The sequence below is a fragment of the Bifidobacterium callitrichos genome (assembly GCF_008698085.1).
Lineage (GTDB): Bacteria > Actinomycetota > Actinomycetes > Actinomycetales > Bifidobacteriaceae > Bifidobacterium > Bifidobacterium callitrichos.
In genome coordinates this window covers 612,160-624,682 of sequence record NZ_RZJP01000001.1, presented here as the reverse complement: position 1 = coordinate 624,682, position 12,523 = coordinate 612,160, and the positions used below count along the sequence as shown (strand labels likewise).

Genomic DNA, 12,523 nt, shown 5'->3' with positions numbered 1-12,523 from the left:
TAATTTCAATGATTCCTGCTGTGTACGCAGCGGATGGCCGCAACGTGCGCAGACAGTGCGCAGGCGGTCCGGGGGACTCAGAGCCAAAAATTGCCGGGATCATGTTGAGTCCCACGAATCCGGGGGACTCAACATGATTGTTCGCGTTTTCCCCTCTGGATCCCCCGATCATCCCGACGACCGCTTCCCGAAGAGGCGGAACGACAAGCAGATCCCTTCGGGGGTTGGGAGAGACGTATCCGCCAATACTGCGTGACGATTTCCTGCTGATGCTCATTTGGTGAGAGTATCAGCGCGCAACGGTGACAGGTGGCTATCGTTGGGGCAGCAGTTCCTTGACCGTGAAATGTTCCAGGACGACCGGCGTGTCATCGTCGATCGGGAAATCATGGTCGGTGAATTCGGCGCGGTAGTTCTGCGAGTCCCAGAATGCCTCGTGTACACGCCGCCATTCGTCCGCCGTGGTGTTGCCCTCGCCTTCGTCGATGGCATGCCGATCGGTGACGTCGGCTAGTCGGACTACATCGACCGCGGTGGTGACGAGCACCGCTACTCCGCATTCATCGGAGTCCACCAGCATGGACTGGTCGCCGACCTTGGGCAGTGGGTCGCCACACTCCTGATAGTCGATCAGCAGTGATGTGGTGGCGGTTTTTGTACCGTCGAGGATGAGGTCGACCAGTCGGTCGCGCTCCGGCCCCGGCATCATAAACTCGGCCTTCGGCAGATTCGCAAGATCCTCGGGATGCGTTCGTTCTGAGTCCGCGTTCGTTTGGGTGAGCGGTTCCTGATGACTGCGCCGATTGCTCGTATCGGCGCATGCACCATGTGGGAACCAGTTGCGCAGATCAGCGACTGTGGCTTGCGTGTTATTGGTCATGGAGCCAATACTAACGAGTACAAGAACCCGTGAAAGTCACTCATGCGAAACATCATGAAACTCCGAGGTCAACGTGTATTCCGGCATCCGCGGTTGCCGCTCGGGCATCCTTCTCGGTGGATAAGTCCGGTTTTCGGCATTTGGCTATTGGTCAGTCGGTCTACTTCAGGTATTCGTCGCTGTCGAAGTAGCCGGCGATGTCGTTGCTGTCGACAATGAGTCTTGGCGCGATGGCGAGCGTGTGGTGCGCATCCTCCGTACCGCAGTACACCGTGTCATGCTCCAGAAGCCTGTTGTCGAAGAACATGCGCAGGCCGTCCAGGAACAGCGGGCCGACCATGCCGACGTCGTAACCCGTGCGCTCCTTGACCAGCTCCGGTGATGCCAGATGGATCTGATGCAATCCCAGGGCGCGGCCGAGTTGACGCCATTTCAGGTGTCCCGTGGCGGAAGCGACGACAGCGAACACGCCCTCCCTGGCCTCGACGATATAGGTGGCCGCAGCCTTGGCGATGTCGAACACCCTCGCACCGGACTCCAAGTCGACGATCGCGGTCTCGTGTTCTATGATTCGGGCCTGTTCGGGATGCAGTTGCGCGAACTGCTTGATCTGTTCGTAACTGGCCATATCGTGCTCCTCCGGTCAATGGTGTTTTTCTGCTCGTGGACGGTATTCCGGCGTCACATGTCAGTACAGCTGGTCGTAATGCTTCCTCAACAGTCCTCTGAAGTCCTTCTTGAACTCTTGAACTGCGTGGTGCGGAAGACGGATCTAAGCATCCATCAGGTCCTTCATCAGATCATTCGCAGACGAGAACGCGGCACCTTCCCGGGTGTCGGCCTGACGGCGGGCCTCAATGTTCAGTGGATTCTCCCTCGTGGCGCGGAACGGCATACCGTTGTCGGTCAGAGACTGGCGCAGGAACATGTTCAATGCGGTTGACAGATCCAGCCCCATCGACTCATACAGTTCCTTCGCCTGCTGCTTGACCTGTGGGTCCGTGCGGAAAGTGATCGTCGCGGTATCGGCCATCGCAAACTCCTCACTGACTAAAGTAATGCTTATGTATGAACATTGTAACACTGGAGCGTAGTGCTCGGTCGTTCGCGCGACGTCATAAACCCCCGGGGGATTTTTCAATGCTGAGGGCATTGTTATGCCTCACGGGATCCTGTGAAGCTGGTCGGGGTCGCTCTGGGTTATAGGAACCTGCAACATCCCTATTATGTCGTCATTGGTGATGGGATTCATGCATGGGCGAACGGAACATGTTTGCCGTGCTTCGTCGTCGGGTCCTGCACCGTGACGAGGTCATACACCGCATCGAGCGGACGGTGATTTACGGGCAATGGCCAACGGCACTCTGCGTCCTCAGACTGGAAAGGCGGCGGATTCCTGTCATATCCGGTTGCTGCGGCTAGTATGGGGCCTAATGATTCCGACGGTCCGGGAGGTCCGGATGAGCGAGACGATTGAAACCGCAAGGCTGCTGCTACGCCCGTGGAGAACCGATGACACGGCCGATGCCGACGCGCTGTTCCGGTATGCTTCCGATCCGGAGATCGGACTGCTGTGCGGCTGGCCTCCGCATACCAGTGTCGAGGGCAGCCTGAACGACATCGGAAACATTCTCGCCGTAGAGAACAACTGGGCCATCACCATCAGGGACAATGGCGATGAGCCGGTTGGCAGCATCGCGCTCAAGACGGTCAGTCACTACATCATCGATCCGGTCGAGGCGGACGCCGGACTCAGAAAGCGCTACGGCAAGTACCTTGGCGGCAATGCGCTGGAGTTGGGCTATTGGATCGGTCGCCCATTCTGGGGCAACGGTTATATGCCCGAGGCGTTGAAGGCGGTGCTCGGCTATGCGTTCGATGCGCTGCATAAGGACGCCGTGTGGGGTGGACACTACGCGGAGAACTCCCAGTCCGGTCGTGTGATGGACAAGTGCGGCATGAAACCGGTCTTCGAGTCGAAACACGACTATTTCAACCTCATCGACGCATACCATGACGGTGTCTACCGTATCGTCATGGCGGACGAATGGGAATCTTGAACCTCTGCATGAACCTCTGAATGTACAAGTGCAGAGTAGGCCGATGCTCTCGTGCGGGAGATCGAGATGCGGTGGCGCATGAATCGGGGTATCCGGATGTTCGCAGATATCAGGCGTTGGTCCTGATGATGGCGATGATGTCACGGCTGAAGTCCGCGGTCATTGTTGGTTGCCGGATTGTTACTGCGGTGGCGTTCCACACCGAACGACGAAACCACAAATCCCAAGTGGAAGTAAGGTTTTATGGTCGGGCCGGCGGGATTTGAACCCGCGACATCCTGTACCATCAGGGGGTTGTTTTGCAAAAATCAGCTGCTTTGGATGGGCTGAATATCGTTGGAATCAAGCCGTTTCTGAGTTTTGGTGTTCTTTGCTGGAACCAGTGGGTTTGGCTAATCCTGACGGTCACTGTTACTGAAATGTTACTGGGATTTGTTGCTTGGGAAGGCGACACGTTCGGCGTGTCGTGAGTGGTTGGATTGCAGTCCAGCAAGAACTGTTTCGTCGGTAGTTACTGGATTCCCGGCAGAAAGACCATGCTTCTGGATTCTATCAGAATTGCTTGCGTCGTAGAATCTTGAGATAGTTTTTACGGAAGTCACGCCGATCTTTGAACATCTTTCGGTCGGTAGCGGTCTCTTCGCCGGCGTTGAATTTCAACGCTGTCAGTTCGATGGTGCACATCAAATCGGCGGCCTGCTCCAGACGATAGTCCTTCGGTTGCGCATCGCGATACACGACGGCCTCCTTGGACAGCGCATAGTCGATGGATGCTTTCAGCGCATTCGATACGATTTGCTGCCCATTGTCGTAGTACACCTTGATTGTCTCATACGATTGGAATTCGTTGAGATGTGATAAGAAGAAGTCCGCAAGATCGCGTTTGAGCTGTGCTTCGAATCGGGTCCTGTCGCCGTCGAACATGCTTTTGCGATGGGCGAACGTCACGTATCGGAACGGAAGGTTGCGGGCAAGCGTGAAGAACGCGAAGAACAGTCTCTTGCGATCCGCGAATGAGACGTCCTCGTAATCGTTGTGCCCGTTGAACAACGGACCGGCATGGAACGGAATGTCCGGCAAAGCCGAATCTGTCAGATGCCGTTCATACTTCTCGATGTGCGTGGTTATGGGCGTGGACTGCACATGGAACACCAGCGTGATGAGATAGTATTCGGACAGCTTGCCCCATTCGCCGGACTCATCCACGAAGATGCTCAATTCGCTCAACCGATTCCCCTGACAAGACGGCGGATAAAGGAATGCCGGGGGAATACCCCCGGCGACTTGGAGCCTCGCCCTTACGGGACGAAGCGTCACCATTATGACAGAACCAGCTCTGACATGCAAGAGCCAGGATTCATGATGGCTATACTAATGGCGAATGCCCCGGAACGTCACTCATGCGAAACATCATGAAACCCCGGGGATTTTTTTCCTGCACGGCCAATTGAAGTTAAAATCTGCGGTCATTGTTACCGGATTGTTACTGCAGCGGCGTTCCGCATTGAATGGCAGGCTGCAAATCCCAAGCGGGAGTAAAGCTTATGGTCGGGCCGGCGGGATTTGAACCCGCGACATCCTGCTCCCAAAGCAGGCGCGCTACCAAACTGCGCTACGGCCCGTATTCGTACCTAGTATCAGGCACAACCAGTCATTGTACAATACAGGTGGACGTGACACGGAGGAGGTAGAACATGGGCCGTCATCAACGTGCGGAGACCGGCGGCCTGATCTCGTTCATCCTGTGCGCCTGCGTCGGCGCCATCGGCATGAACCTCTACCTGCAGTACGCCCCCGCCATCTGGCAGGTCTCGCAGCGCCGGTTCACCGTCTGCGCGGGCATCGTCGCCGCCTGCGCCGTAGTGTCGTTCTGCGTCGGATACATCTCCAACTCCCGCTCGATGACCCTGAAGAACGGCTGGCTCGCGCCGATCCGCCGCATCATCGAGACGCTGGCCCTCTCCACCGTGTACGCCGCGACCACGTTCCTGTCGTCGTTCGCGCTGCTCGGCGCGATCAACGAGATGATGGGCACGCTGTTCGTCGGATACATGTCGTCGGTGTGCGCCGCATTCGCCGGAGTCGTCGGCTACATGACGTTCGTGCAGGCGGAGATGATGAGCGCGAAGACCCTCGCCTCCCTGCTGCCGTTCTTCGTGATCGCCGGCGTGAGCGTCGCGGGACTGACCACGGATGACCCATACTGGTATCACAACAACTTCTCCCAGCTGGGGGACAGGACCACCTTCGCCGCCACGATGTTCAACTCCACGCTGATGCTGGCCGGCGTGTGCATCATCATCGTCAGCTACTTCGCGGTCTCCGAACTGCTGACCACCGAACGACTCATGCGCCTATGGCACGACCACACGCGCGACGACCCCAATCGCGGTTACGACATCCCGCATTTCGTCACGCGCATGACCGTACTCGCCGTGCTGCTCACCCTGTCCGGTCTCGCATTCATAGGCATCGGCGCGTTCCGTTACACGCCGCACAACCTGATGCACAACATCTGCGCGAAGGGACTGCCGTTCATCATGCTGCTGCTGTTCCTGCTGCTGCCATGGCTCGCGCCACGCATCGGCAAGGCGGTGATGGTCGTCTCCGATCTCGTCGCACTGGTGTGCGCGGGATTCTGGGCCAACATGATGCTCGGCCACAACACCCTGACCAACGTCGAGGCGCTCGCCGGCCTGCTCTTCCTCGGATGGTTCATCGTCTTCTCCAGACAGATCGCCGCGATCGAGGCGGATCGTGTCACGATGCAGCTCGTGCGCCATCAGGCGCAGCTGCAGCTCGAGGACAATGGTGAGGGACAGTCGGACGACAACGCCCAGATCGACTCCGACGTCGATGCGAGCACCGGTACCGGATCACAGACCGTTCCCATGAGCATCACGGCGAACGTCACAGCCGGCACCTCCATACACGCGGGCGCGCATAAGCCGTCAACCGCCATGCCGGAGTCACGCATCGCCTCCGACCGCTGATCCGTTCGATCAGCATCCCCTCCGATCCGCAACACGTCCGGCCCGCGCCGACGAATCGAGACCCGGCACATGCCAAAGCACGTGAGCCCGGGTGAACCGCCGATCGACGAAGACCCGCGCTACGATGAACCCATGAGCAATTCGCAACGAGGCGCATCGACGACAACCGGGGAACCAACGGCCATGAGACACTCCGCACTTCAGAGTTCCGGACCGAACTACGATCGCACGGTCATCGCGTGTTTCGTCGGATACATCACCCAGGCGGTCATCAACAACTTCATGCCGTTGCTGTTCGTCACCTTCGCGACGACGTTCGACATCGGCATGGCCAGACTATCGGCCCTCATCACCGTCAACTTCGTGACCCAGCTGATCGTCGACGTGCTCGCCGGCAGATTCGTGGACCGCATAGGATACAGGCCCTGCATCATCGCGGCGCACGTCGCGGCGCTCGCCGGTCTTCTGGTGCTGGGACTGGCTCCCACCCGTGTCCCCGATCCGTATGCGGCCATCCTCGTGGCCATCTTCCTGTATGCGCTCGGCGGGGGACTGATCGAGGTGATGGTCTCGCCCATCGTCGAGGCGTGCCCCAGCGAGCACAAGGACAAGGCGATGAGTCTGCTGCATTCCTTCTACTGCTGGGGACAGCTCGGCACGGTGGTGATCTCCACGTTGTTCCTGTTCTTCTTCGGCGCGAACTCGTGGCCGGTGCTGGCATGTCTATGGGCGATCGTGCCTGCCATCGGCATCGCGATGTTCATCGGTGTGCCCATGCCGCGCATCGTTCCTGAGGGGACGGTGGCCATGCGTTTCATCGATCTGGTCGGCAGACCCGTGTTTCTGCTCATGTTCCTTATGATGCTGTGCGCCGGTGCCGCCGAGCAGGGAATGAGCCAGTGGGCCAGCGCCTTCGCCGAATCGGGTCTTGGCGTTGCCAAGGTCGTCGGCGATCTGGCCGGTCCGGCGATGTTTGCCCTGATGATGGGATTGTCCAGAACGATCTACGGCATCCTCGGTCACAGGATGAATCTCACGGTCTTCATCGCTGGCAGCTCGGTGCTGTGCGTCGCCATGTATCTGACCGCCGCCCTGTCCCCAATGCCCGTGATCAATCTGGTCGCCTGCGCGGTCACCGGCTTCTCCGTGGGTATCATGTGGCCCGGTACGTTCTCGATGGCCGCCGAGGCGATGCCGGGCGGCGGTACGCTGATGTTCGCGCTGCTCGCCGTGGCGGGCGATCTGGGATGTGCGGGAGGCCCGTCGTTGGTCGGTTTCGTCGCCTCCGCCAACGGCGACGATCTCAGGACGGGTCTGTTGTTCGGATCCCTCTTCGCGCTGATCCTGCTTGTGTGCGTCTTCGTCGCCGGACGGATGAGACGTGTCAGGCACGGATCTGCGGTGGCGACGCGAGACGGCGAATCCGCGGCTAGGCGATGAATCGCAGGTAGGTGCGGTCGTCGAACGACTTCAGGCCGGCCGTGAAACCCTTCGTGGAACGGTATTCGCGGATGAGCTGCGGGTCCTCACGGCGCAGCCGCTCCAGCTCGCGTTCCGAACCGTCCAACGTGGGTGCGAGTAGGGGATAGCCGTCCGAGGCGAGCACCACCTCGTCACCGGGACGGACAGGCACGACTTGGATCGGATACGTCGGATCAGTGAACCCGTCGAACACGAAATAGCCGTATTCACCCCGTCGGTTCGCGAATTGCGACTGGAGCCGCAGGAACGGCAGGATCATCTCTCGTGCGGGATCGTTGGGTGGCATGCGCGTTCCGGCTGCGGTCTCGGCGGTGCCGGCGTCACCGGCGTCACCGACGTTGTCCAAGGTGTTGTCCTGTTCGCCCTCCGCGTCCCGTTGCTTGCCTGCTTCCATGAGACGCAGAGCCTGCGCCGCGAACGATCTCAGGTCGCCCAGCAGCTCGTCCACCTTCTTCAGCGTGGGCGTTTGCACGCCGTTGACCATGATCTGGCAGTCGCCGAACAGCCACGCCTCGCCCCTCGATGCGCTATACACCACGGCGTTGGCCTGCAGACGTTCCAACGGCTCATGTTCGAAGAACGACGGGCCCAGCGGATGCGCCTGATACGCGGCTCGGAACCGTTCATCTACCAGACACTGGACGTCCCTCATGCCCGCATCGGCGGGCAGCGACGCCAGCACATCCAGCATCGCGTCCTTCGCCACCACGCCGCCGCTCGGATCCCAAGGATGACGCACGCTCTTGCCGGTCACGCCATCCACCACCGCGGCGAACCGATCCGAGACGAACAGCCCGTCCTCATTGAGCGTCTGATCCGTATGCTTGCCTCGGCAGCATTGCTCGATGATTCTCATAAGACACCTCCGACGTCACGACGATTCCGTCATCCATCGTCATCCACCGTGATCCACTGTATCCATCGAGTGTCCGCCGTGCATCCGTGCCCCACGGATGGCCGTTTCTTGGTCAGTCCTCCCGATTACCCTGAGAATGATCACCACCGCATCGGACGGATTCGACCGGACGCTTTCGATAGACGATTGCGCATGACGGCCGATTTCCGTTGCGATTCCGCCATACGATGGCGCAAGCAAGGGAGACCGTATGACCGACGTGCAGGACAGGACCGTCACCGACGACGAACGTGACGAACACGACGAAAGAAACGGCAGTCAGGTCGATATCGTACCGCTTGACGCTCCCGGCATGCGTTCTCCGATCGAAGCACCCGACTTCGACGAGCTCATTCGCCCGGTCGAGCTCAAACGCAGGCGTCCGCCGCTGTCGGCCATCATCGGCACCATCGTCGCCGTAATCGCGGTCGTCGCGGTGGTCGTGGCGCTGATCGTGCTCAAGCCGTTCTCCGCCGTACGCGCCTCCGACTATTCGACGGCTGCGCAGCAGACCTCCACGATGGCCAAGCAGTACGCGGCCACGTCGGCGGCCGTCGATGACGCGTTCAAGTTCCTCTACGCGCAGGGCGTCTCCTATGACGCCTCCAAGGAGCAGACCCTCAAGGCGCAGGCCTCCAAACTCGGCAAATCGGTGGACGCATTCGCCGATCTGCGGGCGGCCAAGGATCCCGACGTACTCGCCGCGTACACCGTCTACGCCACGCAGGCCAAGCATTTCGTGCGATTGTCCGAGAACCTGGCGGATTCCGCACAGCCGCTGTCCGCAATGGTCACGGCATGCGGCAAGACCCCCAGCGGCACGATGTACGATGCCGACTTCATCACCAACTATGAGCAGTACATCGCCACGTGCAAGGCCGCGGTGGAGCCTCTGGACGACGCGAAGGCACAGGTCGTCTCCGAGTTCTCCTCCACCCTTGGACAGACGCTCGACCAGATGACCGCGATCATCAACCAGATGAAGGCGATCGGCGATCCCTCGTCGTATTCCTCCAGCTCCGATCAGGGCAAGCAGCTGAAGGATCTCTCCTCGCAGCTCGTCGACCTCGACACCTCCTATGGCGCGCTCAACACCCTTCAGGAGCAGCTGCGTCAGTCACGGGAGAACGCGGACCCGACCGCCCTGCTCGACAAACTCAACGTCGCGATACAGCAGGGATACCAGCACGACGGCAAGTAGCGTCCGTTCGTCCCCACATGGGGCTTGGCGATGTTGATGGTCCGTCCGACGAATGCCTGAGACGAACGCCCGGTCGATAGGGACACTGCGATGGACATGCGGCTTCTTCAGTTCGCAGACGCCTTATACGATGGGGCGTATGAGCGAAACGAAGCATGAGAGCCTGTGGGCCGCGCCCACGCCCGATGGCCCGATCGACGCGACCATCACCATCCCCGGCAGCAAGTCCCTGTCGAACCGGTATCTGATCCTCGCCGCATTGGGATCGAAGCCGGTCACGCTGGTGGGACTGCTGCGCTCCCGGGACACCGAATTGATGATGGGTGCCCTTGAGGCGCTTGGCGTGACCTGTGCCGTCGATCCGGACAACGACACCACCGTTACCGTGACGCCCCCGGCCTCCGGCCGCTTCCGCGGCAATGTGGACGTATTCTGCGGCCTCGCCGGAACCGTGATGCGATTTGTGCCCGGTCTCGCGCTGTTCGCAGACGATGCCGTGCGATTCGACGGCGACGAACAGGCGTACGCACGTCCGATGAAGCCCGTACTCGACGGACTCGAGCAGTTGGGTGCGACGATCGAATACCACGGTGAGGAGGGCTTCCTGCCGTTCACGGTCACGCCGCCGAAGACATTGCCGGATTCCCTGGCCAAGGTGTCGATCGACTCCTCCGGTTCGTCCCAGTTCATCTCCGGACTGTTGCTTGTCGGCTCGCGTCTGCCCGCAGGACTCGAACTGACGCACACGGGGGAGAGGACCCCGAGCCTGCCGCACATCCACATGACCGTCGCCGACGTCAACGGTGCCGGCGGCCATGCCACGGCCGATGAGGCGCATCACCTGTGGAGCGTCGAACACGGCGAACTTCAGCTGCCCGAGCGCGTGGTCGTCGAACCGGACCTGTCGAACGCGGCGCCGTTCCTCGGAGCGGCGCTGATCGCAGGAGGGCGTGTCCGCGTGCCCCACTGGCCGGTCGAAACCACCCAACCCGGTGGTCTCCTGCCCGGATATCTTGAGGCGATGGGCGCGCGCATCACGTTCCCCGAGGAGAACGGCGTGCGCTACTGCGCCGTGGAATCCGACGGGAGCATCCATGGCCTCGGCGACTTCGACCTGACCGCGGCCGGTGAGATCGCGCCCTCCCTGGCGGCGATCCTCGTCTTCGCCGACAAGCCCACGAACATGATCGGCATCGGACATCTGCGTGGCCACGAGACGAACAGACTCGCCGCGCTCGTCACCGAGATCACGCGAATCGGAGGACGGGCGACCGAACTGCCGGACGGCATCGCCATCACGCCGGTGCCGGCGGACCGGCTGCACGGTGCGGTCATAGAGACCTACGCCGATCACCGCATGGCCACGTTCGCCGCGATGGTCGGACTCAAGGTGCCCGGTGTGGATGTGGTTGACGTCGAAACCACCAGAAAGACGCTGCCCGACTTCGTGGGCATGTGGAACAGGCTGCTCGGATAGCTGTTCGGAAATCCTGACAAGCAGCATCCGGAAACGGCAGGGGCCTGCATCGGAGTTCGGATGAACCCGATGCAGGCCCCTGCCTGTCTTCGCGTCGGATCGCCCGCTTCGGCGGCGACCCGACGGCTCAGGCGATCAGACTACTCACTTGGCGAACTTGTTGCCGTAGGTGTCCTCGCCGGCCTCGGCGATGGCGGCGGACTTGCGGGCGATGGCCAGCTCCTCGTTGGTCGGGATCACGGCGATGATCACGGAGGAATCCGGCGTGGAGATGATGCGCGGCTGCTTGGAGCGGGTCGCGTTCTTCTCCTCGTCCAGCTTGACGCCGAACGGAGCGAGCTTGTCGCACACCATCTTGCGCACGATGTCATCGTTCTCGCCGACACCGGCGGTGAAGGTGATCACGTCGCAGCCACCCATCTGGTAGGTGTAGTTGCCGATGTAGCTGACGATGCGGTGCACGTAGACGTCGAGGGCCAGCTTGGCGTCCTCGTTGCCCTCGGCCACCAGACGGTGGACCTCGCGCAGATCGCCGAAGCCGGTCATGCCCATCATGCCGGAGCGCTTGTTGAACAGGGCGTCGAGCTCGTCGACGTTCATGTGGGCGTTGCGGATCAGGTGGAAGACCACGGCCGGGTCGATGTCACCGGTACGGCCGCCCATGACGAGGCCCTCGAGCGGGGTCAGACCCATGGAGGTCTCGACCGGCTTGCCGGACACCTCGGCGGAGGCGGAGGCACCGTTGCCGATGTGCAGGACGATCTGCTTGAGACCCTCGGCCGGCTTGCCGACGACCTCCGGCACCACGGAGGAGATGAACTCGTGGGAGGTGCCGTGGGCGCCGTAGCGGCGGATGTGGTACTGGTCGGCGATCTCCTTGTTCAGCGCGTAGGTGCTGGCGGCCTTCGGCAGCTGGAAGAAGAAGGAGGAGTCGAAGACGAAGATCTGCGGCACGTCCGGCAGCAGGGAGCGCATGACCTCGGCGCCCTTGGCCTCCGGGCCGTTGTGCAGCGGGGCGAGCACGGCAAGATCCTTGACCTGGTTGATGGTCTTGTCGGTGACCAGCGCCGGCTTCGGGAAGATGGAGCCGCCCTGGACGACGCGGTGGCCGACGGCCACGATGCCCGCCTCGGACAGGTTCGGGCCGTACTCCTCGAAGAAGCCGAGCACGCGCTTGAGGCCCTGCTCGTGATCGTGGATCGGCTCCTCGAGCTCGTGCTTCTCGCCGTTGTACTCGTGCTTGTAGTGGCCGTCGATCGGCTCGCCGATCTTCTCGACGAGGCCGGAAGCCAGGCCTTCGCCGGTTTCAAGGTCGACCAGCTGGTACTTGATAGAGCTGGAACCGGAATTGATGACAAGGACGGTTTTCGCCATTGTGGGCATCCTCCATTGTGATTTGTCTGTTTCCCGCTGACACGGGTTACCGTTAGTCAGACTACTCGCTACTTACTACAAACTACTGGGCTTCGATGTTCCGGGACGGAGAACGGGAACATGGTGCCAGACACACTCGAGGCCGTTCGGCCGAGCCTACG

General features: G+C 60.9%; 11 protein-coding genes and 1 tRNA gene. 5 read left to right on the top strand and 7 right to left on the bottom strand.

Annotated elements, in window-relative coordinates; genetic code table 11:
• Positions 1–313: 313 nt before the first annotated feature.
• The 3 genes from EMB92_RS02755 to EMB92_RS02745 all read right to left on the bottom strand — a co-directional run bounded on the left by EMB92_RS02755 (position 314) and on the right by EMB92_RS02745 (position 1,913).
• On the bottom strand, positions 314–880 hold the full coding sequence (locus EMB92_RS02755; RefSeq protein WP_150393697.1) for an ASCH domain-containing protein: 567 nt from the start codon (positions 878–880) through the stop codon (positions 314–316).
• Positions 881–1,040: 160 nt separating this feature from the next.
• Positions 1,041–1,508: an aminoacyl-tRNA deacylase gene (locus tag EMB92_RS02750; RefSeq protein ID WP_150393696.1), complete on the bottom strand. Its 468-nt coding sequence runs from the start codon at positions 1,506–1,508 to the stop codon at positions 1,041–1,043.
• A 144-nt stretch (positions 1,509–1,652) separates the two neighbouring features.
• Positions 1,653–1,913 (bottom strand): type II toxin-antitoxin system RelB/DinJ family antitoxin, encoded by a 261-nt coding sequence (locus EMB92_RS02745; RefSeq protein ID WP_150393695.1) that lies wholly within the window; start codon positions 1,911–1,913, stop codon positions 1,653–1,655.
• A gap of 427 nt (positions 1,914–2,340) precedes the next feature.
• Here EMB92_RS02745 and EMB92_RS02740 point away from each other — a divergent pair, with 427 nt between their 5' ends.
• The gene (locus tag EMB92_RS02740) at positions 2,341–2,940 is read left to right on the top strand and encodes a GNAT family N-acetyltransferase (protein ID WP_150393694.1); all 600 of its coding nucleotides are present in this window, start codon (positions 2,341–2,343) and stop codon (positions 2,938–2,940) included.
• 552 nt (positions 2,941–3,492) lie between these two features.
• On the opposite strand, the gene EMB92_RS02735 is transcribed toward EMB92_RS02740, so the two are convergent.
• Together EMB92_RS02735 and EMB92_RS02730 are read right to left on the bottom strand one after the other, a co-directional pair.
• Positions 3,493–4,167, bottom strand: coding sequence for a DUF3800 domain-containing protein (locus EMB92_RS02735; protein WP_150393693.1), 675 nt, complete (start codon positions 4,165–4,167; stop codon positions 3,493–3,495).
• A 318-nt stretch (positions 4,168–4,485) separates the two neighbouring features.
• A tRNA-Pro gene (locus EMB92_RS02730) sits at positions 4,486–4,562 on the bottom strand.
• Between the two features lie 72 nt (positions 4,563–4,634).
• On the opposite strand from EMB92_RS02730, the gene EMB92_RS02725 reads away from it, so the two are divergent.
• Both EMB92_RS02725 and EMB92_RS02720 read left to right on the top strand, forming a co-directional pair.
• Positions 4,635–5,933 (top strand): ABC transporter permease, encoded by a 1,299-nt coding sequence (locus EMB92_RS02725; protein ID WP_223847529.1) that lies wholly within the window; start codon positions 4,635–4,637, stop codon positions 5,931–5,933.
• A 183-nt stretch (positions 5,934–6,116) separates the two neighbouring features.
• A complete protein-coding gene (locus tag EMB92_RS02720) occupies positions 6,117–7,373 on the top strand; it encodes an MFS transporter (protein ID WP_150393692.1) in 1,257 nt (418 codons plus the stop codon).
• Here the strand turns inward: EMB92_RS02720 and EMB92_RS02715 are convergent.
• Positions 7,363–8,271: a hypothetical protein gene (locus tag EMB92_RS02715; RefSeq protein WP_150393691.1), complete on the bottom strand. Its 909-nt coding sequence runs from the start codon at positions 8,269–8,271 to the stop codon at positions 7,363–7,365. The two genes, EMB92_RS02720 and EMB92_RS02715, sit on opposite strands and share 11 nt — an antisense overlap.
• A gap of 250 nt (positions 8,272–8,521) precedes the next feature.
• Here EMB92_RS02715 and EMB92_RS02710 point away from each other — a divergent pair, with 250 nt between their 5' ends.
• Both EMB92_RS02710 and aroA read left to right on the top strand, forming a co-directional pair.
• Positions 8,522–9,511, top strand: a complete 990-nt coding sequence (locus tag EMB92_RS02710) for a hypothetical protein (RefSeq protein WP_150393690.1) — start codon at positions 8,522–8,524, stop codon at positions 9,509–9,511.
• A 139-nt stretch (positions 9,512–9,650) separates the two neighbouring features.
• Complete coding sequence (aroA, locus tag EMB92_RS02705) at positions 9,651–10,988, top strand: 3-phosphoshikimate 1-carboxyvinyltransferase (RefSeq protein ID WP_190973531.1); 1,338 nt, start codon at positions 9,651–9,653, stop codon at positions 10,986–10,988.
• A gap of 144 nt (positions 10,989–11,132) precedes the next feature.
• On the opposite strand, the gene EMB92_RS02700 is transcribed toward aroA, so the two are convergent.
• Complete coding sequence (locus EMB92_RS02700; protein WP_043167649.1) at positions 11,133–12,362, bottom strand: acetate/propionate family kinase; 1,230 nt, start codon at positions 12,360–12,362, stop codon at positions 11,133–11,135.
• Between the last annotated feature and the right edge of the window lie 161 nt (positions 12,363–12,523).

What these genes read in the sequence shown, in the direction of transcription:
- EMB92_RS02755 (WP_150393697.1), bottom strand. Translation starts at nt 880, where the DNA reads ATGACCAATAACACGCAAGCCACAGTCGCTGATCTGCGCAACTGGTTC.
- EMB92_RS02750 (WP_150393696.1), bottom strand. Translation starts at nt 1,508, where the DNA reads ATGGCCAGTTACGAACAGATCAAGCAGTTCGCGCAACTGCATCCCGAA.
- EMB92_RS02745 (WP_150393695.1), bottom strand. Translation starts at nt 1,913, where the DNA reads ATGGCCGATACCGCGACGATCACTTTCCGCACGGACCCACAGGTCAAG.
- EMB92_RS02740 (WP_150393694.1), top strand. Translation starts at nt 2,341, where the DNA reads ATGAGCGAGACGATTGAAACCGCAAGGCTGCTGCTACGCCCGTGGAGA.
- EMB92_RS02725 (WP_223847529.1), top strand. Translation starts at nt 4,635, where the DNA reads ATGGGCCGTCATCAACGTGCGGAGACCGGCGGCCTGATCTCGTTCATC.
- EMB92_RS02720 (WP_150393692.1), top strand. Translation starts at nt 6,117, where the DNA reads ATGAGACACTCCGCACTTCAGAGTTCCGGACCGAACTACGATCGCACG.
- EMB92_RS02715 (WP_150393691.1), bottom strand. Translation starts at nt 8,271, where the DNA reads ATGAGAATCATCGAGCAATGCTGCCGAGGCAAGCATACGGATCAGACG.
- EMB92_RS02710 (WP_150393690.1), top strand. Translation starts at nt 8,522, where the DNA reads ATGACCGACGTGCAGGACAGGACCGTCACCGACGACGAACGTGACGAA.
- aroA (WP_190973531.1), top strand. Translation starts at nt 9,651, where the DNA reads ATGAGCGAAACGAAGCATGAGAGCCTGTGGGCCGCGCCCACGCCCGAT.
- EMB92_RS02700 (WP_043167649.1), bottom strand. Translation starts at nt 12,362, where the DNA reads ATGGCGAAAACCGTCCTTGTCATCAATTCCGGTTCCAGCTCTATCAAG.